Annotated in this window: 23 protein-coding genes and 1 pseudogene; 17 read left to right on the top strand and 7 right to left on the bottom strand. The window is 64.2% G+C overall.

Annotated features, from left to right (window positions below; all coding sequences use genetic code 11):
* The first annotated feature begins 25 nt into the window (after positions 1–25).
* The 6 genes from rpmH (at position 26) to HTY51_RS16430 (ending at position 5,017) form a co-directional block, all read left to right on the top strand.
* Entirely contained in the window at positions 26–160 is a 135-nt protein-coding gene (gene rpmH / locus HTY51_RS16405) for a 50S ribosomal protein L34 (RefSeq protein WP_006299042.1), read from the top strand.
* A 62-nt stretch (positions 161–222) separates the two neighbouring features.
* Entirely contained in the window at positions 223–633 is a 411-nt protein-coding gene (gene rnpA / locus HTY51_RS16410) for a ribonuclease P protein component (RefSeq protein WP_174253731.1), read from the top strand.
* Positions 630–902 (top strand): membrane protein insertion efficiency factor YidD, encoded by a 273-nt coding sequence (yidD, locus tag HTY51_RS16415; RefSeq protein ID WP_174253732.1) that lies wholly within the window; start codon positions 630–632, stop codon positions 900–902. Before rnpA ends, yidD begins: the two co-directional genes overlap by 4 nt.
* Positions 899–2,605: a membrane protein insertase YidC gene (gene yidC / locus HTY51_RS16420; RefSeq protein ID WP_174253733.1), complete on the top strand. Its 1,707-nt coding sequence runs from the start codon at positions 899–901 to the stop codon at positions 2,603–2,605. Before yidD ends, yidC begins: the two co-directional genes overlap by 4 nt.
* A 68-nt stretch (positions 2,606–2,673) precedes the next feature.
* Positions 2,674–4,074 carry a tRNA uridine-5-carboxymethylaminomethyl(34) synthesis GTPase MnmE gene (gene mnmE, locus HTY51_RS16425; protein WP_174253734.1) on the top strand — a complete coding sequence of 467 codons (1,401 nt, stop codon included), beginning with the start codon at positions 2,674–2,676 and terminating at the stop codon, positions 4,072–4,074.
* Between the two features lie 217 nt (positions 4,075–4,291).
* Positions 4,292–5,017, top strand: coding sequence for a hypothetical protein (locus HTY51_RS16430; protein WP_174253735.1), 726 nt, complete (start codon positions 4,292–4,294; stop codon positions 5,015–5,017).
* 27 nt (positions 5,018–5,044) lie between these two features.
* Here HTY51_RS16430 and HTY51_RS16435 read toward each other — a convergent pair whose 3' ends face one another.
* On the bottom strand, positions 5,045–5,599 hold the full coding sequence (locus HTY51_RS16435; protein WP_174253736.1) for an adenine phosphoribosyltransferase: 555 nt from the start codon (positions 5,597–5,599) through the stop codon (positions 5,045–5,047).
* 38 nt (positions 5,600–5,637) lie between these two features.
* Entirely contained in the window at positions 5,638–7,623 is a 1,986-nt protein-coding gene (locus tag HTY51_RS16440; RefSeq protein WP_174253737.1) for a monovalent cation:proton antiporter family protein, read from the bottom strand.
* Between the two features lie 43 nt (positions 7,624–7,666).
* Here HTY51_RS16440 and HTY51_RS16445 point away from each other — a divergent pair, with 43 nt between their 5' ends.
* From HTY51_RS16445 to HTY51_RS16460, 4 genes are read left to right on the top strand one after another with little or no spacing between them, the layout of a single operon-like run.
* A complete protein-coding gene (locus HTY51_RS16445) occupies positions 7,667–8,668 on the top strand; it encodes an SIS domain-containing protein (protein ID WP_174253738.1) in 1,002 nt (333 codons plus the stop codon).
* Positions 8,665–9,219, top strand: coding sequence for an HAD family hydrolase (locus tag HTY51_RS16450; protein ID WP_174253739.1), 555 nt, complete (start codon positions 8,665–8,667; stop codon positions 9,217–9,219). Before HTY51_RS16445 ends, HTY51_RS16450 begins: the two co-directional genes overlap by 4 nt.
* A complete protein-coding gene (gene lptC / locus HTY51_RS16455) occupies positions 9,216–9,833 on the top strand; it encodes an LPS export ABC transporter periplasmic protein LptC (RefSeq protein WP_174253740.1) in 618 nt (205 codons plus the stop codon). Before HTY51_RS16450 ends, lptC begins: the two co-directional genes overlap by 4 nt.
* Before the next feature lie 10 nt (positions 9,834–9,843).
* Positions 9,844–10,620, top strand: a complete 777-nt coding sequence (locus HTY51_RS16460; protein WP_174253741.1) for an SDR family oxidoreductase — start codon at positions 9,844–9,846, stop codon at positions 10,618–10,620.
* A 110-nt stretch (positions 10,621–10,730) separates the two neighbouring features.
* On the opposite strand, the gene HTY51_RS16465 is transcribed toward HTY51_RS16460, so the two are convergent.
* Together HTY51_RS16465 and HTY51_RS16470 are read right to left on the bottom strand one after the other, a co-directional pair.
* A complete protein-coding gene (locus tag HTY51_RS16465; protein WP_174253742.1) occupies positions 10,731–11,165 on the bottom strand; it encodes an RNA-binding protein in 435 nt (144 codons plus the stop codon).
* Between the two features lie 226 nt (positions 11,166–11,391).
* Positions 11,392–11,795, bottom strand: a pseudogene (locus tag HTY51_RS16470) (RNA recognition motif domain-containing protein).
* A gap of 246 nt (positions 11,796–12,041) precedes the next feature.
* On the opposite strand from HTY51_RS16470, the gene HTY51_RS16475 reads away from it, so the two are divergent.
* The 5 genes from HTY51_RS16475 to HTY51_RS16495 all read left to right on the top strand — a co-directional run bounded on the left by HTY51_RS16475 (position 12,042) and on the right by HTY51_RS16495 (position 15,203).
* Positions 12,042–12,563 (top strand): peroxiredoxin, encoded by a 522-nt coding sequence (locus HTY51_RS16475; protein WP_174253743.1) that lies wholly within the window; start codon positions 12,042–12,044, stop codon positions 12,561–12,563.
* Positions 12,564–12,637: 74 nt separating this feature from the next.
* Positions 12,638–12,916, top strand: a complete 279-nt coding sequence (locus HTY51_RS16480; RefSeq protein WP_174253744.1) for a DUF2282 domain-containing protein — start codon at positions 12,638–12,640, stop codon at positions 12,914–12,916.
* A gap of 25 nt (positions 12,917–12,941) precedes the next feature.
* Positions 12,942–13,847: a DUF692 domain-containing protein gene (locus HTY51_RS16485; RefSeq protein ID WP_254606912.1), complete on the top strand. Its 906-nt coding sequence runs from the start codon at positions 12,942–12,944 to the stop codon at positions 13,845–13,847.
* Positions 13,838–14,671, top strand: a complete 834-nt coding sequence (locus HTY51_RS18810; protein WP_174253746.1) for a DNA-binding domain-containing protein — start codon at positions 13,838–13,840, stop codon at positions 14,669–14,671. Before HTY51_RS16485 ends, HTY51_RS18810 begins: the two co-directional genes overlap by 10 nt.
* Before the next feature lie 34 nt (positions 14,672–14,705).
* Entirely contained in the window at positions 14,706–15,203 is a 498-nt protein-coding gene (locus HTY51_RS16495) for a DoxX family protein (RefSeq protein ID WP_174253747.1), read from the top strand.
* Here HTY51_RS16495 and HTY51_RS16500 read toward each other — a convergent pair.
* The 3 genes from HTY51_RS16500 to HTY51_RS16510 form a co-directional block, all read right to left on the bottom strand.
* Positions 15,193–16,395 carry an ammonium transporter gene (locus HTY51_RS16500; protein ID WP_174253748.1) on the bottom strand — a complete coding sequence of 401 codons (1,203 nt, stop codon included), beginning with the start codon at positions 16,393–16,395 and terminating at the stop codon, positions 15,193–15,195. The genes HTY51_RS16495 and HTY51_RS16500 overlap by 11 nt on opposite strands.
* Before the next feature lie 712 nt (positions 16,396–17,107).
* Entirely contained in the window at positions 17,108–17,575 is a 468-nt protein-coding gene (cadR, locus tag HTY51_RS16505; RefSeq protein WP_174254319.1) for a Cd(II)/Pb(II)-responsive transcriptional regulator, read from the bottom strand.
* A 17-nt stretch (positions 17,576–17,592) separates the two neighbouring features.
* A complete protein-coding gene (locus HTY51_RS16510) occupies positions 17,593–17,934 on the bottom strand; it encodes a YnfA family protein (protein WP_174253749.1) in 342 nt (113 codons plus the stop codon).
* A gap of 94 nt (positions 17,935–18,028) precedes the next feature.
* On the opposite strand from HTY51_RS16510, the gene HTY51_RS16515 reads away from it, so the two are divergent.
* Together HTY51_RS16515 and lspA are read left to right on the top strand one after the other, a co-directional pair.
* Positions 18,029–20,236 carry a cation-translocating P-type ATPase gene (locus tag HTY51_RS16515; RefSeq protein WP_174253750.1) on the top strand — a complete coding sequence of 736 codons (2,208 nt, stop codon included), beginning with the start codon at positions 18,029–18,031 and terminating at the stop codon, positions 20,234–20,236.
* Complete coding sequence (lspA, locus tag HTY51_RS16520; RefSeq protein ID WP_174253751.1) at positions 20,233–20,727, top strand: signal peptidase II; 495 nt, start codon at positions 20,233–20,235, stop codon at positions 20,725–20,727. The genes HTY51_RS16515 and lspA overlap by 4 nt, the downstream gene beginning before the upstream one ends.
* Positions 20,728–20,762: the final 35 nt, after the last annotated feature.

Consider the following 20,762-nt stretch of genomic DNA (forward strand, 5'->3'; position numbering starts at 1 on the left):
CTCCACCGCTTACTAGGATTTCGAGATGAAACGTACTTATCAGCCTTCCAAGATCCGCCGTGCGCGCACCCATGGTTTCCTGGTCCGCATGAAAACCCGTGGCGGTCGTGCCGTGATCAACGCACGCCGCGCCAAGGGCCGCAAGCGTCTGGCCGTCTAAGCCGGACGACGGCACTGCCAGAGACCTGTACCGGTTTTGCGCAGTGCATTCAACGGCGCAGCATGCAGGCGCGGCGACTGAAAACCCGGGAACAGTTTCAGGTCGTGCTGGCGTGTCCCCCCTTTGCCCGGACGGAACACTTCGTCATGCATCGCATGGTTCTGGAGGCCTCAGGCACGCAAGCCGTGTCACAGGCCCCCTTTGCTTCTGAAGGTCCCTGGATCGGGGCGATGGTTCCCAAGCGCTGGGCGCGTCGCGCCGTGACGCGCAATCTGATCAAGCGACAAATCTACAGCCTTGCCGAGCAGCATGCACCGGCACTGCCTGCGCATGCCTACCTCGTCCGGCTGCGCAGCACTTTTGACCGCCTGCAGTTCACCAGCCCGGCATCCGATGTCCTGCGTGACGCAGTGCGTGGCGAGATCGAACAGCTCTTCAGCAAGGTCCTGCGGCCTGCCAAAGGTGCGGCATGATCAGCAAACTGCTTATCGGACTGGTCAAGGGCTATCGTTTCTTTCTGAGCCCCTGGCTGGGCTCGGCCTGCCGGTTTGAGCCAAGCTGCTCGCTTTATGCCATCGATGCATTGCGCCAGCATGGTGCCCTGGCTGGCAGCTACCTGACCGTCGGCCGGCTCCTGCGCTGCCATCCCTGGTGTGATGGCGGGCATGATCCTGTGCCTGTGCAAAAACCCGGTCTCTTCACCGGCCTGCTTACTTCCTCCTCTGAAAAGAAGTCTTCATGAACGATATTCGCCGCACCATCCTGTGGGTGATTTTTGGTTTTTCCCTGGTCCTGCTGTGGGACCAGTGGCAGATCCACAATGGCCGTCAGGCCACCTTCTTCCCCGGCCCGCCCGCCAAGACGGCAGCCGCGGCGCCAGAAGCGGCGACCTCGATGCCGGCAGCAGTGCCGGCCGCCACGCCCGTGCAGCAGTCGGCCGGCAACAGCAGCGATCGCATAGCCAAGGCAGAGGCGCAGGTGCCCGTGGTCCGCGAGCGGGTGCAGGTGAGCAGCGACGTGCTCAAGCTGAACTTCGACACCGAAGGCGGCTCACTCGTCCGCTCCGAGTTTCTGAAGCACCGCGACCAGAAAAATCCGGAGGCCTATGTCGTCTTGCTGGATGAAAGCAAGGACCGTGTCTATCTTTCCCAGTCCGGTCTGATTGCCGGCGCCGCCGGCGGAAGCCTTCCGACGCACAAGACGCCCATGAAGCTGTTGCCCGGTGTGCGCGAGCTCAAGGATGGGGTCGATGAACTGGTGGTGAAGTTCGAGTCGCCGGAAATCGGCGGTGTGCGACTGCTCAAGACCTACACCCTCAAGCGCGGCAGTTACACCATCGACGTCAAGCACGAAGTGCAGAACGTGGGCAGCGCGCCGGCGGCCCCCCAGCTGTATCTGCAGCTGGTGCGCGATGGCAACAAGCTGGCCGGTGAGTCCTCCTTCTATTCCACCTTCACCGGTCCGGCGGTGTATACCGACGCCAAGAAATACCAGAAGGTCGAGTTCAGCGACATCGAGAAGAACAAGGCCGAGTTCGAGAAACAGTCGCCCAACGGTTATGTGGCCATGGTCCAGCACTACTTTGCCAGTGCCTGGTTGCTGGGCGAAGGCGTGCAGCGTGAAATCTTCGCACGCAAGGTCGACACCAATCTGTATGCGGTCGGCATGATTGCCCCGCTGGAAGCCGTGGCGCCGGGTACCAGCCGCAGCGTCGAGGCGCGCCTGTTCGTTGGGCCGCAGGAAGAAAAGAAGCTGGAAGCCATTGCGCCCGGCCTGGAACTGGTCAAGGACTATGGCTGGCTGACCATCCTGGCCAAGCCGCTGTACTGGTTGCTGGATCAACTCAACAGCATCCTGTACAACTGGGGCTGGTCCATCGTGGCCCTGGTGCTGCTGCTCAAGATCGCCTTCTACTGGCTGAACGCCAAGGCCTACGCCAGCATGGCCAAAATGAAGGCGGTGACACCGCGTATCACCGAGATGCGCGAACGCCTGAAGGACAAGCCCCAGCAGATGCAGCAGGAGATGATGCGCATCTACCGCGAAGAGAAGGTCAATCCCATGGGCGGCTGCCTGCCCATCATGATCCAGATCCCGGTCTTCATTGCCCTGTACTGGGTGCTGCTGTCCAGCGTGGAAATGCGCAACGCACCCTGGATCCTGTGGATCAAGGACCTGTCGGCAGAAGACCCCTATTACATCCTGCCGCTGCTGATGACGGTCACCACCATGTTGCAGACGGCCCTGAACCCGACGCCGCCGGATCCGATCCAGGCCAAGATGATGTGGTTCATGCCGCTGATCTTCAGCGTGATGTTCTTCTTCTTCCCGTCGGGCCTGGTGCTGTACTGGTTGACCAACAACATCCTGTCGATCGCCCAGCAGTGGGTCATCAACACCCGCATGGGTGTCCCCCCGCAGTTCAACCTGCCGAAGTTCAAGTAAGCACAGACACAAGGGCCGCGTTAGCGGCCCTTTCAATTGCAGGCCACATGGCCGCAAAATAGCGCAGCATGCTGGCACGCCAACAGGAACCCATCGTCGCCGTCGCCACCGCTCCAGGGCGTGGAGCGGTTGGCATCGTGCGGGTCAGTGGCCGTGGCCTGGGCGCCTTCGTCAGCGCCTTGTGCGGCCGCGATCTGCAAGCACGCCATGCCACCTATCTGCCCTTGCGCGATGCTGCGGGTGAGGTGCTGGACCATGGCCTGGCCATCCATTTCCCGGCCCCGCATTCCTACACCGGCGAGGACGTGCTGGAGCTGCAGGTGCATGGCGGCCAGGTCGTGTTGCAGCTGCTGCTGGCGCGCTGCCTGGAGGTCGCGGCCCAGGCCCATGCGCACAAGGGGTCAGCCTGTCTGCCACACCTGCGGCTGGCGCAGCCCGGTGAGTTCACCGAGCGCGCCTTTCTCAACGACAAGATCGACCTGGCCCAGGCCGAGGCCATTGCCGACCTGATCGATGCCAGCACCGAAGCGGCCGCACGCAGTGCCAGCCGTTCGCTGGACGGGGCTTTTTCGCGCGAGATCGCCGTGTTGCGCGAGGCCCTGATCCAGCTGCGCATGCTGGTGGAGGCCACGCTCGATTTTCCCGAAGAAGAGATCGACTTCCTGAAGAAGGCCGACGCGCAGGGGCAGTTGCGACGCCTGCAGGAGCAGCTCGGGACCGTGCTGCAGCATGCGCGCCAGGGCAGTTTGCTGCGCGAGGGCATCAAGGTGGTGATCGCCGGCCAGCCCAATGCCGGCAAAAGCTCATTGCTCAATGCCCTGGCCGGGGCCGAACTGGCCATCGTCACGCCCATACCCGGTACCACGCGTGACAAGGTGCAAGAGACCATCCAGATCGAAGGCGTGCCTGTGCATGTGATCGACACCGCCGGTTTGCGCGAGAGCAGCGACGAGGTGGAGCGCATCGGCATCGCCCGTGCCTGGGCCGAGATCGAGGCCGCGGATGCCGTGCTGTTTCTGCACGATCTCACGCGCCAGGCCCTGCCCGACTATCGCCTGGCCGATGAGGACATTAGCCGGATGCTTGCGCAACGCCTGCCAGCACGGGTGCCGGTGCTGGATGTCTGGAACAAGGCCGACGCGGCGCCCGGGCCCGCCTCGGGCCTGAGCCTGTCGGCCAAGACCGGGACCGGCCTGGAGGCGCTGCGCCGCCAATTGCTGGAAACCGTGGGCTGGCAGGCCGCGCCCGAAGGGCTCTATATCGCACGCGAACGCCATGTGCAGGCCTTGCATCGCGTGCGGGACCATCTGGCGCAGGCAGCGGCCCACCTGGCTGCTCAGGCCCAGGCGCTGGACCTGCTGGCCGAGGAACTCCGCCTGGCCCAGAACGCACTCAATGAAATTACCGGGGAGTTCACGTCGGACGACCTGCTGGGGGTCATTTTTTCCCGTTTCTGCATCGGCAAATAAGCCGGTGTATGCCGGATGGCCGCAGGCCCGTTGTCAAGGCCGGGAAATGGGCGTACTGTGCAGTGCAGACCGCTTGCGCGCCAGATGGACCTGGAAACAATTGCTTACGCCGACCGGGCCACAGTCGCTGCACGGCTGAGTATTTAGGAAGAAAATGCGGTTTGCAGGCTCACCCGTCTGCGCCCCTATTGTGCAAGCTGCACCATCGGAACAAAACATGGTACGTCTGGACAACTTCTTCTCGAAAAAATCCACGGCCAAAACCCCGCCTGTGGAGGATGCCGGTCCGACCAATCTGCCGCCTGATGAGGAGCAGGCCCTGGACCGCAAGACCCAGCGGCTGGAGCGCCGGGAACTGCTGTACGCCGTGGTGCGCGAGTCCATGGCGCGCGTGGGCATGCTCTCGTCCAGCTACAAATACAAGGTCTTGTCGCTCGACTCGCGCGGCAGCCAGTACCTGATCATGATGGACCTGCCCAAGGAGATGGCAGAGCACATCGGCCAGCTGGCCGAGATCGAGGCGGTCGTCACCCAGAACGCGCGTCAGCGGCACAAGATAGATGTGACCGCCGTGTACTGGCGCATCAATGAGCTGGGCAAGACCAGCATGCCGGTCTTGCGCAAGCCGCGACCTGAAAGCGAACTTGGTGTGGCGCTCTCGGCCGTCCCTCCTGCCAGGGAAACCCGCCCCGAGTCCATGCCGGTCCCGCCTGCAGCAGGCGATCGCAAACGCCGCTTCGAACCCATCCGTCCCGACGAGGTCAACGCTTTCAAGCAAGCGCTGGCCTCGGGTGATAAAGGCCGTCTGGCTGCAACGGCCAGGCCTGTACCGGCAGACTTTGCCCCTACCGAATTTCCTCCGACCGAATTCGAGGAAACGCGGATGGATGAAGAGGTGGAGCGCCTGCCGCTGAGCCGGACCCAGTACGGCGACCTGATTTGATCCCTGTCCCCGGTGCCGTCAGGCGTCTCAGTGGCCGGCGAAATCGAGCAGGGTGAACAGGGCCAGACCGGCTTCGCGCAAACGGGCGGAGCCGCCAAGTTCCGGCAGGTCAACGATGGCGGCACCTTCCACCACCTGCGCCCCCAGTTTTTCCAATAGCCGCTTGCCGGCCATCATGGTGCCGCCGGTGGCGATGAGGTCATCGACCAGCAGGACGCGCTGGCCGGGCTTGACGGCATCCGTGTGCAACTCCACCGTGGCGCTGCCATATTCCAGCTCGTAGGTTTCCTCGACGGTCGTGAAGGGCAGCTTGCCCTTTTTCCGGATGGGCACGAAACCCACGGCCAGTTCATAGGCGATCACCGAGCCCAGGATGAAACCGCGTGCATCCAGCCCGGCGACCACGTCCGGACGCATGCCCGGGTCCATGTAGCGATGCACGAAGGCGTCGACCATGACACGGAAAACCTTCGGGTCCTGCAACAGCGGGGTGATGTCTCGGAACTGCACCCCAGGTGACGGCCAGTCCGGCACGGTGCGGATATGGTTTCTCAGATAGTCGGTGATGTAGTGATCCTGCATGGTGGACTCAAGGCGTGGAGTGATGGTGTAGCAGCGTTTCAACCGCGCAGCAGTTTTTCCTCGGCCAGTGCCAGTGCCTCGGCCTGCCCGGAAAGCACCAGCGTATCACCGTCCTCCAGCGTCAGGCCGTTGTCAGGGCTCAGGCTTTTGCCGTTGCGCCGGCGCAGGCTGAGTATGCGGGTGTCGGCCAGGCGGGGCAGGAGCGCGCCCAGCGACTGACCCAGTGCATGGGCGCCGGCCGGCAGGGTGAGGGACTGCAGGCGCTCCTGCGCGCCATCATCGATCGCACTGTCGTCGGCGCCGTGGAAATAACCGCGCAGCAGGTTGTAGCGGGCATCGCGCTGGTCCTGCACCAGACGGATCACACGGCGCATCGGCACGCCCACCAGGGCCAGGGCGTGGCTGGCCAGCATCAGCGAGCCCTCGATCGACTCGGGCACCACCTCGGTGGCCCCGGCCGCACGCAGCCGGTCCAGTGCGAAATCGTCCTGCGTGCGCACGATCACCGGGACATTCGGGGCGTGCTCACGCACACTGGCCAGCACTTTCAGGGCCCCCGGGATATCCAGGTAGGTGATGACAACGGCGCTGGCGCGACCCAGACCGGCAGCCATCAGGGCCTGCAGGCGTGCGGCATCACCATAGGCGACGCTGTTGCCGGCGGCCGTGGCCTGGCGTACCCGGTCGGGGTCGAGGTCCAGCGCCATGTACGGGATCTTCTCGCCTTCCAGCATGCGTGCCAGGTTCTGGCCGCAGCGGCCGTAGCCGCAGATGATGACGTGGCCACTGGTGCCGATGGCCTGGCGCGCGATGCTGGTCATCTGCAGCGACTGCTGCAGCCATTCGCTGGCGACCAGCCGCAAGACCAGCCGGTTGCTGTACATGATGATGAAAGGCGTGGCCAGCATGGACAGCACCATGGAGGCCAGGATGGGGTTGAGCATGGCTGCTTCGATCAGACCCTGCTGATGCGTCAGCGTCAGCAGCACGAAGCCGAATTCACCCGCCTGCGTCAGGTACAACCCGGTGCGCAATGCCACGCCCATGGTGGCACCCAGGGCGCGCGTGAGCAGGGTGATCAGCACCAGCTTGAGCAGCAGGGAAGAAACCATGAGCATGAGGACCAGCGGCCAGCGCTGCCACACGATGCTCCAGTCCAGCATCATGCCGATGGTGATGAAGAAGAGGCCGAGCAGCACATCGTGAAAGGGGCGGATGTCCGTTTCCACCTGGTGCTTGAATTCGGTTTCGGCAATCAGCATGCCGGCCACGAAGGCGCCGAGCGCCAGGCTCAGACCAGCCAGCTCGGTCAGCCAGGCCAGCCCGAGTGTGATCAGCAGGAGGTTGAGCATGAACAGCTCATTGCTCTTGTGCCGCGCGACCAGGGTGAGCCAGCGGCGCATCAGGCGCTGGCCCCCCAGCAGCAGCAGGGCCAGCAGCGCAACGGCCTTGAGCAGGGCCAGGCCGAGCGAGCCCAGCAGTTCATTGGCGGGGCTGCCCAGGGCCGGGATCAGCACCAGCAGCGGCACCACGGCCAGGTCCTGGAACAGCAGGATGCCCATGACACGCTTGCCATGTTCGGACTCCAGTTCGAGCCGGTCGGCCATGAGCTTGACCACGATGGCCGTGCTGCTCATGGCCATGACCCCGGAGAGCGCGAGGGCGGTTTGCCAGCTGATCGACCAGAGATCGGGCAGCAGCAGGGTCAGCAGGTAGGCGCCGGCCAGTGTCAGCAGCATGGTGAACACCACTTGCAGAAGGCCCAGGCCAAAAACGTGGCGACGCATGGCGCGCAGGCGTGGCAGGTTGAACTCCAGGCCGATCGCGAACATCAGGAACACCACGCCGAACTCCGCCAAGTGCCGGATCCCTTCCGAGTTCTGCGCAAGTGCCAGCGCATTGGGTCCGATCACCACGCCGACGGCCAGATAACCCAGCATGGGGGGCAGCTTGAGACTGCGAAAAACCACCACCCCGAGCACGGCCGCCAGCAGGTAGATCAAGGTGAGTTCAAGCCCGGTCATACCCGGATACTAGCAAGACAGTAGGCCCCGATAGAATCCATGCATGAGCGACAGCAAGCAGGTACCCGCACCCCTGGACGCAGACCGGGTCATCCGGCTTGCGCACGAAACCCTCGAGATCGAAGCCGCCGCCGTGCTGGGCCTGCGCCAGCGCATCGGCGACCACTTTGCCCAGGCCGTGGGCCTGATGCTCAAGGTGCCCGGACGGGTGGTCGTGATGGGCATGGGCAAGAGCGGGCACATCGGCCGCAAGATGGCGGCCACCCTGGCCTCCACGGGAACCCCCGCCATGTTCGTGCACCCGGCCGAAGCCAGCCATGGTGATCTGGGCATGATCACCGCCGCCGATCTGCTGCTGGCGATCTCCAACAGCGGCGAATCCGAAGAGCTCACGGCCATCCTGCCGGTGCTCAAGCGCCAGGGCGTGCCCCTGATCGCCATGACCGGCCAGCCCCAGTCCACCCTGGGTCGTCATGCCGATCTGGTGCTGGACACCGGCGTCGAAAAGGAAGCCTGTCCCCTGAACCTGGCACCCACCGCCAGCACCACGGCGCAGCTGGCCCTGGGCGATGCCCTGGCCGTGGCCTTGCTCGATGCGCGCGGTTTCAAGGCAGAGGACTTTGCCCGCTCGCACCCCGGCGGCTCGCTGGGGCGCAAGCTGCTGACACATGTCAGCGACGTGATGCGCCAGGGCGATGCCGTGCCCAAGGTCGGCCCCGACGCCGGCTTCAGCGTCATCATGCGCGAGATGAGCGCCAAGGGCCTGGGGGCCACGGCCATCGTGGATGCGCAGGACCGGGTGCTGGGCATCTTCACCGACGGCGACCTGCGACGCCTGCTGGAAAAGGGTGTGGACATGCGCACGGGCAGTGCCCAGCAGTTCATGCATCCCAATCCGGTCACCATCGGGCACGATGCCCTCGCGGTGGAGGCGGCCGAGATCATGGAGGAGCGCCGCATCACCAGTGTGCTGGTGGTCGATGGGGAAGGACGGCTGTGCGGGGCTTTGAATAGCAACGACCTGATGCGTTCGAAAGTCATATGAACCCTCTGCGACCGGCACTGAACTTTGCGCCCGAGCTCTTGCTGCGCGCGCAGGGCGTCCGTGTCGCCTTCTTCGACGTCGACGGTGTGTTGACCGACGGCGGCCTGTACATCGGCGAGAGCGGTGAAAGCCTCAAACGCTTCAACACGCTCGACGGCCACGGCCTCAAGCTCCTGCAGCGCGCCGGCATCACGCCGGCGGTGATCACCGGCCGTGACAGCCCGGCCCTGCGCGTGCGCCTCCAGGCGCTGGGCATCCACCACGTTCACTACGGCACCGAGGACAAGCGGCCGGCGGCCGAACTGACGCTGCAAGCCCTGGGGCTGGATTGGTCGCAGGCGGCAGCCATCGGCGACGACTGGCCGGATCTGCCGGTCATGCGGCGCTGTGCTTTTGCCTGTGCTCCTGCCAATGCCCACGCCGAAGCGAGCGCCTGTGCGCACCATGTCACCCGAGTGCCGGGCGGGTCGGGCGCGGCCCGCGAGTTTTGCGACCTGCTGCTGATAGCCAGTGGCCGGTATGCCGAGCTGTTGCAGGAGTACGGCCAGTGATCCGCTTTGTGCGCCTGGCCTGGGACCGGCTGTCGATCTACCTGCCCATCATGCTGATGGGCCTGCTGGCGCTGGGCACCTACTGGCTGGTGCGCAGCACGCCCCTGCTCGAGCCCGGGGTGACGGAGCAGCCATTGCGCGAGGACCCTGACTACCAGATGGAGCGCTTCTCCATCAAGACCTTCGACGGCAATGGCCGGCTCAAAAGTGAGGTCTATGGCGAGCAGGCCCGCCATTACCCGCATACCGATGTGCTGGAGATCGACCGGGTCCGGATCCGCAGCTTCAACCAGCGTGGTTACCTGACCGTTGCAACCGCCAAACGTGCCCTGGCCAACAACGATGCCACCGAGGTGCAACTCATCGGCGACGCCCAGGTGGTGCGTGAAGCCACGGTGGACCGCAGCGGCACCCCCTTGCCGCGTGTGAGCTTCAGCGGTGAATTTCTGCACGCCTACCTCGAAGAGGAACGCATCAAGTCGCACAAGCCGGTCGAGCTTGTGCGCGGCAGTGATCGCATCACGGCCGACAGCCTGGACTACAGCAATTTCGACCAAGTCATGGAGTTGCGCGGGCGCGTGCGTGGCATCCTGCTGCCCCCGCCGGAACGCTGAGCCGTCCTCGATGCGCAAGCTGGTCTTCATCACGGGCGCTTCCAGCGGCATCGGCCAGGCCCTGGCCTGGCGCTGCTACCAGGCCGGCTACGACCTGGCCCTGGTGGCGCGGCGTGTGCATGAGATGCAGCAGTGGGCCGAGGCCCATCGGCTCGATGCAGCGCGTTATCGTCTGTATGCCGCCGACGTGGCGGATGTGCCCAGTATCGTGGCGGCCGGACAGGCTTGCCTGGCGCAGCAGGGCCTGCCCGACGTGGTGGTGGCCAATGCCGGCATCAGCATCGGCATGGATACGGCCCAGCATGAGGATCTGGCGGTCATGGCGCGTACTTTTGCCGTCAACAACACCGGCCTGGCCGCCACCTTCCACCCCTTCATCGCGCCCATGCGCCTTCGCGGCTCCGGTCGCCTGGTGGGCGTGGCCAGCGTGGCCGGCATCCGCGGCCTGCCCGGCCATGGGGCCTACTGTGCGAGCAAGGCCGGCGTGATCAGCTATTGCGAAAGCCTGCGCGGCGAACTGCGTGGCAGCGGCGTGCGTGTGGTGACGCTCGCGCCGGGCTACATCAAGACGCCACTGACGCAACAGAACCGCTACCCCATGCCCTTCCTGATGCCGGCACCGGTTTTTGCCGAACGCGCCCTGAAAGCAATCGAGGCCGGGGTCAGTTACCGCGTCATACCCTGGCAGATGGGCGTGGCGGCCAAGTTGCTGCGGCTCTTGCCCGACGCACTGTTCGACCGTCTGCTGGCCGGGCGGCCGCGCAAGCATCGCGTGTCATCCCTGTGATGCCCCAGGGCAGCCGCAGCGCCCTTGCTGCGGCTGCCAGCATAGGGAACCCGCGTATACCTAAAGAAAAAGGCCCCTTACGGGGCCTGTCACGGAAAACGCCAGCGGGCTCAGTAGCCGCGACGACCACCGCCACCACCGCGCGGGTTGCCGTAGGGGCTGCGGAAACCGCCTTCGCCCCCACCGCCCCCACCCTCACCGCCCCCATATCCACCGCCGCCGCCCTCACGTCGTCCGCCGCCGCCATAACCACCACCGCCGCCACCGCCATATCCGCCGGTGCGCGGAGGACGCGGCTCCATGGGACGGGCTTCGTTGACGACGATGCTGCGGCCGCTCAGGGGCTGGCCGTTCATGCCGTTGATGGCGGCCTGTGCTTCGGCATCGCTGCCCATTTCGACGAAACCGAAACCCTTGGAGCGGCCGGTGTCGCGCTCCATCATCACCTTGGCACTGCTGACAGCACCGAACTGGCTGAAGGCCTGTTCCAGGTCGCTGTCGCGAACGGAATAGGCAAGGTTTCCGACATAAAGTTTATTGCCCATGCGGGGACTCCTGAAAAACCAAAAACAAGCGATGGAGTCCCAGAAACGCAATCAATTCGTGTCGACGAATGCGAATTCGGCAGATCACCGCAATCCCTGTGAGCGGCTTCACGGCCCCCATTTTTTTATTATTGACACAGAAATCCGGTTCAGACAAGGTGCTGCAGCCTAGGAAAAACCATGAAAAAAGGACCCGCGCGGGGTCCTTTTTTTGGGGGGCTGGAGCTTAGTAGCTGCTGCGGCCACCGCCGTAGCCACCACCGCCACCTTCACGACGGCCACCGCCACCGCCGCCGTAACCGCCGCCACCACCACCACCGTAGCCGCCACCACCACCGCCGCCATAACCACCGCCGCCGCCGCCGCTGCGGGGGGACGGGCTTCCATCGGACGGGCTTCATTGACGACCAGGGCGCGGCCACCTTGTTGCTGGCCATGCAGGGCGGCGATCGCGGCTTGTGCCTCGGCATCGCTACCCATTTCGACAAAACCGAAACCCTTGGAACGGCCGGTGTCGCGCTCCATCATGACCTTGGCGCTGCTGACGCTGCCATGGGCAGAGAAGGCGCGTTGCAGATCTTCGTCGCGGAAGGAATAGGGCAGGTTGCCCACGTAAAGTTTGTTGCCCATCAAAGGACTCCTCAAAAAGACTCAGATAAGGCGATGGAGTCCGATAGCCGCGAGCAACAAAGCACTGAAGACTTAAAGCAAACGCAAAACCGACGAATCACCGCTAATAAATACCACCGTCATACAGCAGTACGAAATCATTATGCGCGATTTCCAGGAAACGCCAGATAAAAATGCGGCCAGACGCCGAAACTGTAAGAATCTATCGCTCCGACGCGACAAACCAGGCCCTTTGGAAGTTCCATCATGCGCAAAATCAGCGGCTGTCTCCTGACCCTGGCCCTCCTGGCCTTTTCCATGGCGGTACCGGCGCAGGCGGTGCGCGAACCCGCCAAGCCCAGCGAGGCAGGCCAGCCCCGCCTCAGCGGCCAGACCCTGGGCGGCCAGGCTTTTGACCTGGCCAGCCTGCGGGGCAAGGTGGTGCTGGTGGTTTTCTGGTCGACCAGCTGTGCGGTGTGTCGGGACAAGATGTCCGAGCTGCGCGCCAATTACGAGGGCTGGCGCGCCCAGCCCTTCGAGATGGTGCTGGTCAGCACGGACCGGCGCGTGCAGGACGTCCACGCCTACGAACAGATCATTGCCATGACCGTGCCGCGTGCGCAACGCTTTCCGCAGTTGTGGGCCGGTCAGGCAGGGTATGCCGACAGCTTTGGCGCCAAATCCCTGCTGCCGGCCACCTTCATCATCAACAAGAACGGCCAGGTGGAAAAGACCTATACCGGACGCATTCCGCCCGAGGCTTGGGACGACATTGCCGACCTTCTGTAAGAAAACGGGACAGGACCCGACCAAACCTGTAGCCGGACGATGGTCGTCCGGTCTTATCCACCAGGAGTCATTTCATGAACCAACGTGCCATCGTCGCCGCCGCTGCGGCCACCCTCCTCTCTACCCTGTTCGTGGCCACCCCGGCCATGGCACAGAGCAAGGAAAAATGCTACGGCATCGCCAAGGCCGGCCAGAACGACTGCGCCAACCTCTCGGGCTCGCACTCCTGTGCCGGCCAGTCCAAGCTGGACAACGACAAGGGTGAGTGGAAATACGTGGCCAAGGGCACCTGCAAACAGATGATGGGCATGACTGTCGACGAAGCCAAGATGGCCGCCGGCAAAAAGAGCTGATCCAGCCATGGTGGAGCGCCGGCTCGTGCCCCCTGCCGCCGCCCCCAACGAGGTGGCGGGCGTGGGCATAGGCTGGCGGCATCCGCACTACGGCGAAGTGCTGGAAGCATTACCGGCACTGGCTTTTCTCGAGGTCCATTCGGAAAATTTTTTCGGCGCCGGTGGCGCCGCGCTGGCTGTGCTCGAACAGGGGCGTGCCCACTACCCGGTCAGCCTGCACGGGGTTGGCCTGGGGCTGGGCTCGGTGGCCGGGATCGACCCCTGGCACCTGGACCGCCTGGCGGCCCTGGTGCAGCGCATCGAGCCCCTGCTGGTCAGTGAGCACGCCTGTTTTGCGCGTGCGCCCCTGGCGGGACCATCCGCGGTCGTGCATGCGGCCGACCTGCTGCCCATTCCCTTCAGTTCAGAGGCACTCGCTGTGTTGTGCCGCAACGTCCAGCAGGTGCAGGAGCGGTTGCGCCGTCCCTTGCTGGTCGAGAACCTGTCCAGTTACATCCCCTGTCCGGGACAGGAGATGGACGAAGCGCAGTTTCTGAGTGAACTGGCACGGCGCAGCGGCTGCCGCCTGCTGCTGGACGTGAACAACCTCTATGTCAATGCACGCAATGCCGCGCTGCGCGGGGAGGGGGTCGAGCCGCTGGCGGCCGTGCGCCGGACCATCGATGCGCTGGACCCGGCCCACGTGGGCGAGATCCACCTGGCCGGCCATGCCGAGGTGGCAGAAGCCGGCGTGCGAATGGTCATCGACGACCATGGCAGCCGCGTGTGCGAAGAAGTCTGGGCCCTGTATGCCCATGCCCGCGCGCGGCTGGGCCCGGTGCCCACGCTGATCGAGTGGGACACCGGGGTCCCGGCGCTGTCCGTGCTGCTCGACGAGGCGGCCCGCGCGGCGGCCCTGCCTATTCCTGCGCCGGAGACAGCATGCGCCTGAACGCGCCGTCTGCCGCTCCGACACTGGAGGTTTGGCAACAAACCTTGCTCAGTGCCCTATGGGCGCCGACGCACGATGCCGCCCGGGACCTGCTGTCCGGGCACACTGATGCCGCGGGCGCCGACGCCTCCGCCCATCTGTGGCGCGGGCTGGCTGCCTATCGCAGCCACGCTGCGGCCCAGGCCACGCGCACCCTGGGTGCCGCCTACCCGGTGCTGGCGCGCCTGCTGGGGGATGAAAACTTCGACGCGCTGGCGCGCAAGCTCTGGTCTGAGCGGCCACCGCTGCGCGGAGATATCGCCCTGTGGGGCGGTGCGCTGGCGCAGTTGATCGAGCAGTTGCCCGACCTGGCCGCCGCCGAGCCTTATCTAGCCGATGTGGCACGCACCGAATGGGCCTTGCACGAAGCCGCCACGGCGGCCGATGCCGAGCCCGATCCACAAAGTTACGCCTTGCTGGCGAGTGTCGATCCGGACGATCTGTCGCTGGTGCTCGCGCCCGGCACGGTCTGCCTGGTCAGCCGCTGGCCGGTGGCGACGCTGATCGATGCCCACGCCATTGATCCCCCCGAGCTTGAGCGGGCGGCCCGGTGCCTGGCTGCTGGTCTGGGCGAAACCGCCCTGGTCTGGCGCCAGGCGTACCGCCCCCTGTTGCGGGTCGCACAGCCCGGGGAGGCGGCTTTTGTCGCAGCGCTGTTGGCCGGCCAGAGCCTGCACCAGGCGCTGGCTGAGGCGACGGCGTTCGATTTCCAGGCCTGGTTGGCCCCGGCGGTCCACGAAGGCCTGCTGCTTGGCGTCGTGGCCAACGATGGCCGCGCCGGCTGAACGCTCCATCCACATCTCGCGACAAGGCGACACCATGAAAACGACAGTACAAGCGACCTGGCATCTGTTTCTGAGCCTGTGGTCCCGCCTGAGTCGCGGCCTGGCGGCGCTGCAGCCGGCCGCCGCCTTGCTGGCCCGTTATTACCTGGCCCAGGTCTTTTTCCTCTCGGGCCTGACCAAGATCCGCGACTGGGAGATCACCCTGGCCCTGTTCGAGGACGAATACCAGGTGCCCTGGCTCTCACCACCGCTGGCGGCCGCTCTGGGCACGGCCGGCGAACTGTTGCTGCCGGTGTTGCTGCTGTTTGGCCTGGGCGGGCGCTTCGCCGCCCTGGGCCTGAGCGTGGTGAACGTGGTCGCCGTGCTCAGCCTGGCCGAAATCGCGCCGGCCGCCCTGCAACAGCACATCCTCTGGGGCGCGCTGTTGGCAGGACTGGCCATCTACGGGCCCGGCCGCTGGTCGCTGGAGCAGCGGGTCTGGCCCTGGCTGCTGGAACGCACGGGCAGCCGACCCGCCGGCTTCACCAGTTGACGTCGCGGTCCGGCGTGGCGCCGATCTTGTGGATGGAGAGGTCGGCGCCATCGAACTCCTCCTCCTGGCTCAGGCGCAGGCCCATGGTGAGCTTGAGCACACCGTAGACCACAAAACCGCCCAGCAGGGCCCACAGCACGCCCAGGCCGGTGCCGATCAGCTGGCCCGTCAGGGTGACACCCCCCAGGCCGCCCAGGGCCTTGCTGCCGAAGATGCCGGCGGCGATGCCGCCCCAGGCGCCGCACAGCCCGTGCAGCGGCCAGACACCCAGCACGTCGTCGATCTTCCATTTGTTCTGTGTCAGCGTGAACATGAGCACGAAGATGGCACCGGCCACCCCGCCCACCACCAATGCGCCCATGGGGTGCATCAGGTCCGAGCCGGCGCAGACGGCCACCAGACCGGCCAGTGGCCCGTTGTGCACGAAGCCCGGGTCGTTGCGGCCCAGCGCCAGCGCGGCCAGGGTGCCACCGGCCATGGCCATCAGCGAGTTCACGGCGACCAGGCCGGAGATCTTGTCCAGGGTCTGGGCGCTCATGACGTTGAAGCCGAACCAGCCCACCGTCAGGATCCAGGCGCCCAGGGCCAGGAAGGGAATGCTCGAAGGCGGATGCGCCGATACGCCGCCGTCCTTGCGGTAGCGGTTGTAACGTGCCCCGAGCAGCAGCACGGCCGGCAGCGCGATCCAGCCACCCACGGCGTGGACCACGATGCTGCCTGCGAAGTCATGAAATTCCTCGCCCGTCGTGGCCTTGATCCAGGCCTGCACGCCCAGGCCCTGGTTCCAGACGATGCCTTCGAAGAAGGGGTAGACAAAACCGACGATGATGGCGGTGGCGATCAGCTGCGGCCAGAACTTGGCGCGCTCGGCGATGCCGCCCGAGATGATGGCCGGAATGGCCGCGGCGAAGGTCAGCAGGAAGAAGAACTTCACCAGTTCATAACCATTCTTTGCCACCAGCTGCTCGGCACCGACCAGAAAACTCGTGCCATAGGCCACGCCATAACCGACCAGGAAATAGACCACGGTGGAGACCGAGAAGTCCACCAGGATCTTGATCAGGGCATTGACCTGGTTCTTGCGCCGTACGGTGCCCAGCTCCAGGAAGGCAAAGCCGGCGTGCATGGCCAGGACCATGATGGCGCCGAGCAGGATGAACAGGGCATCAGCGCCCTGCTTTAGTGCGTCCATTGTGAGATCTCCGAAAAAATGCTTTTGTCTGGTGCAAAAACCAGAATTTTTAAGAAATGCACCAATGACAAGCAAAATCCAGGCCAAACTGCCCCATGGGGGTGCTGGCTACGCACCAAGGCGGGATGAGAGGTGGAGGTATCAAAATATGCTGCCTGCTTTTCTGAAGTTGGCGCCTGCAATTTCCAAGGTTGACGCGGTTTTCCATTGCATATACGAAAAAGGGGCTTTCGGCCGTGGGAGTGGCGTTGAAGCCATCGGATCGATCTCCAAGGGGATCGAAGCAATCGGGGTAGTTTTGCTACTGAGGGCCTACCAAGGGCAATTGGACCCACTCGGTTGGAGGCTTCTGAGACTAGGAAGCTTTTCCCATGCCAGGGGACGACCCGTTGCAGTAGGTCGCACATATAACTTGAACGACTGCTAGGCAGCGATTTCTGCCTGTCACTTCGGAATCCTGACCGTCCAGTTGCGACCGCATAGCGGCCCCTCAGTGCTCAAAGGAGCGGCTCCTCGACGCTAGAGCTTTCAGCAGAACGCTGCATCTTCGCGGCGATAGACGGAGACAGTTTGTTGGTCTCGTTGTAGTCCGCAAGCGCAGGCTCATCAACAGAAGACAGGCTCTGGCGATGGTTGGGCTTCGAATCCCCCTGGGTATCGAGGAGGCTAGTTGTGTACGAGGATCTGCCGACGACTCTGGGCTTGCCGCGAATCAATCTCTTCCCGCAACAGAAAGGTGAGATTTGCGGACGTGACTCTTTGAAGAATCTCTCGAATCTTTATCGTTGGTCGGCCGAGACAACTCACCGAGAATTCCACAGCTTGCGGCAAGCTGAGCATCGCAGCAACGCTCGCGCAGGCTCTTGAGCTGTTTCTCCAGAGCACGCAGCTCCCGGATCCGGTCAGCCACATGACCGATGTGCGCATCTAGTAGTGCATTCACGTCACCGCAGTCCGCTGCGGGGTCGTCCTTGAAGCGCAGCAGCTGCCGAATTTCATCCAGCGTCATGTCCAGACTGCGGCAATGGCGGATGAAGGCCAGCCGTTCGGCATGGACCTCACCATAGATTCTGTAGTTGCTTTCTGTGCGCTCCGGCTCGGGGAGCAGACCTTCATGCTCGTAGTACCGGATGGTCTCGACCTGGGTCTGGGTCCGTTTGGACAGATCACCGATCTTCATCATGCACGTCTCCCGGGTCAGGCTGCAACCGTTAGAGGCTGGAAAGCAATCAGGGCCATACCCAGCAGGCAGATAGCGCCGCCCAAAATATCCCAACGGGTGGGCGCGACACCATCCACACGCCAGAGCCAAAGCAGCGCCACCACTACATAGACACCGCCATAGGCCGCATAGGTACGACCAGCGGCCTGCGGGTGCAGGGTCAGCAGCCAGGCAAAAAATGCCAAGGCCAGCGCCGCTGGCAGCAGCAGCCATGGGGTGCGTCCCTGGACCAGCACCAACCAGGGCAGGTAGCAGCCGACAATCTCCGCCACGGCGGTGAGGACGAACAGAACTGAGGCGCGCAGGGTTTCAAGCATGGCAAGGCGGATAGGGTGTCAGGGTTATTGCATCTTAGCGGCTTGACTCTATAGCCGCTACAGGGTTTCTAATTCCGTTCAACAAGGAGTAGAAATGCAAGGACAGAACAGCTCAGAACCGGACAAGGACATCGGATGCGCTTGCGAGAGCGGCTGCAGCAGCATGCCCGCGCCCGCCTGCATCGAGGGTGGACAACCCGACACCTCCGGCACGGTTTTCCGCATTCCGACAATGGACTGTGCATCCGAGGAAAGCGAGATCCGGCGTGCGCTGGCCGCCATCGTCGGCGTGCGGGGCCTGGGCTTCCAGCTGTCGGCGCGCACCTTGCGCATCGATGCCCCCGCTGAAGTCCTGCCGCGCGCCCTGGACGCCATCCGCCAGGCCGGCTTTGATCCCCAGCCCGTAACACCGTTGGAACAGGCTGATCAGCACGCCCCCAGTGCCGCAGGGCTGGGGCGTCTGGGCGCCTCCCTGCTGCTGGCCATCGCCGCTGAGCTGCTGGACTTTTTCGCGCCGGAGACCGCTGTCTACAAAGGGGCCGGCATGGCCCTGGCGGCGGCGGCCATCTGGCTGGCCGGCTTTTCAACCTACCGCAAGGGCTTGACCGCGTTGCGGCAAGGGCGACTGAATATCAGCGCCCTGATGACGGTGGCTGTGACAGGCGCCTTCCTGATCGGCCAGTGGCCCGAAGCGGCCATGGTGATGGCTCTCTATGCCATTGCAGAACTCATCGAGGCGCGGGCCGTGGACCGGGCGCGCAATGCGATCAAGAGCCTGCTGGATCTCACGCCGGATACGGCCGAGGTCAAACAGCCCGACGGCGACTGGTTGCTGGCTGCGGCTGCCGACGTGGCCTTGGACGCCGTGGTCCGGGTCAAGCCCGGTGCGCGCATTCCGCTTGACGGTGTGGTCGTCGATGGCAACAGTGCGGTCAACCAGGCGCCCGTGACGGGCGAAAGCATGCCCATCGACAAGGCGGTGGGTGAGCAGGTCTTCGCAGGCACCATCAACGGCACCGGCGCGCTCGAAGTGCGCGTGACCGCCGCCGCCGGCAACACCACGCTGGCCCGCATCATCCAGGCCGTAGAACAGGCCCAGGGCAGCCGGGCGCCGACCCAGCAGTTTGTGGACCGCTTCGCCGCCATCTACACCCCGGCAGTGTTCGCGCTTGCCGTGGCCGTGGCGTTGCTGACGCCCTGGCTCATGGAGCTCAGTTGGATGGCGGCCCTGTACAAGGCACTGGTCCTGCTGGTTATCGCCTGCCCCTGTGCCCTGGTCATCGCCACGCCGGTCACGGTGGTCAGCAGCCTGGCCTCGGCAGCGCGACGCGGCATCCTCATCAAGGGCGGGGTCTACCTGGAAGGCGCGCACAAGATCAAGGTCATCGCGCTGGACAAGACCGGGACCATTACCGAGGGCAAGCCCAAACTGGTGGCCACCGAGGTCCTGCCCTCGCCGCTCCAGGAAGCACAGGTGCTGCGCTGGGCGGGAGACCTGGCAGCTCATTCCGATCACCCCGTGTCCAAGGCCATCGCGCAGGATCTGGATCGGGGCAATGGGCAACTGGAACAATTCACGGCCCTGCCCGGCCGGGGCATCCAGGCTCGCGTAGATGGTCAGATACTGGTCCTGGGCAACCATCGCCTGATCGAAGAGCGGGGCCTGTGCAGCCCGGCCATCGAAGCGCGGCTGGCAGAACATGAGGCGCAAGGTCGCACCGTGACGATGCTGGCCATGGACAGCCAGGTGCTGGCCATCTTTGCCGTGGCCGACACCATCAAGGAGAGTTCACGTGAGGCTCTGGCCGAACTTTACGCTCTGGGCGTGCGCTCGGTCATGCTGACGGGCGACAACCCGGACACCGCGCAGACCATCGCCCGGCAGGCCGGCATTGACGATGCCCGCGGCAACCTGCTGCCCGAAGACAAGCTGACAGCCATCGAGGACATGCAAGGCCGATACGGCGTCACCGCGATGACAGGCGACGGCATCAACGATGCGCCCGCTCTGGCGCGCTCGGACATCGGCATCGCCATGGGCGCTGCCGGCACGGACACAGCCATGGAGGCAGCCGACGTGGTCATCATGAACGACGACCTGCGGCGCATCCCGGAACTCATCCGCTTGTCACGCCGCACCCGGGCCGTGCTGTGGCAGAACATTGTCCTGGCCCTGGGCATCAAATCGGTCTTCCTGGTGCTGAGCATCCTGGGCAGCGCCACCATGTGGATGGCTGTGTTCGCCGACATGGGCGCGAGCCTGATCGTGGTGTTCAACGGCTTGAGGCTGTTGCGCAAATGAACTTCATGCCAATCTCAAACTGGCGCTGGCATGGTCTGGCCTTATCTGCAGCGCTACTGGATCAGGCAAGCAAAAGTCTGATAGACGGAATGCTGACGCTTGGTGAGCAGGTTCCTGTCAGCTCGTTTTTCAATCTGGTTTATGTACTGAATCCCGGTGCAGCCTTCAGCTTCCTGGCTGATGCCGGAGGCTGGCAGCGTTACTTTTTCATCGTTCTGGCGCTGTTTGTGTCTGGCTGGCTGGCGTTCTTGGTAAAAACGCCACGTCCGCGTTACGAGGCACTGGGCCTGAGTCTGATACTTGGCGGGGCCGTCGGTAATGTGATGGACCGCATGATCACGGGGAAGGTCGTGGACTTTCTTGATTTCCATTGGAATGGAATGCACTGGCCTGCATTCAACTTCGGCGACGTGTTCATCAGTATTGGCGTAGCGTTGCTACTCTGGACGACTTTCCGAGAAAGCCCCTTACAAACTGAGCCAAAACATTAATGTCTTGATTGCGGAGCGAAGATCATTGCCCATAA

It is taken from the genome of Rhodoferax sp. BAB1 (genome assembly GCF_013334205.1).
GTDB lineage: Bacteria > Pseudomonadota > Gammaproteobacteria > Burkholderiales > Burkholderiaceae_C > Hylemonella.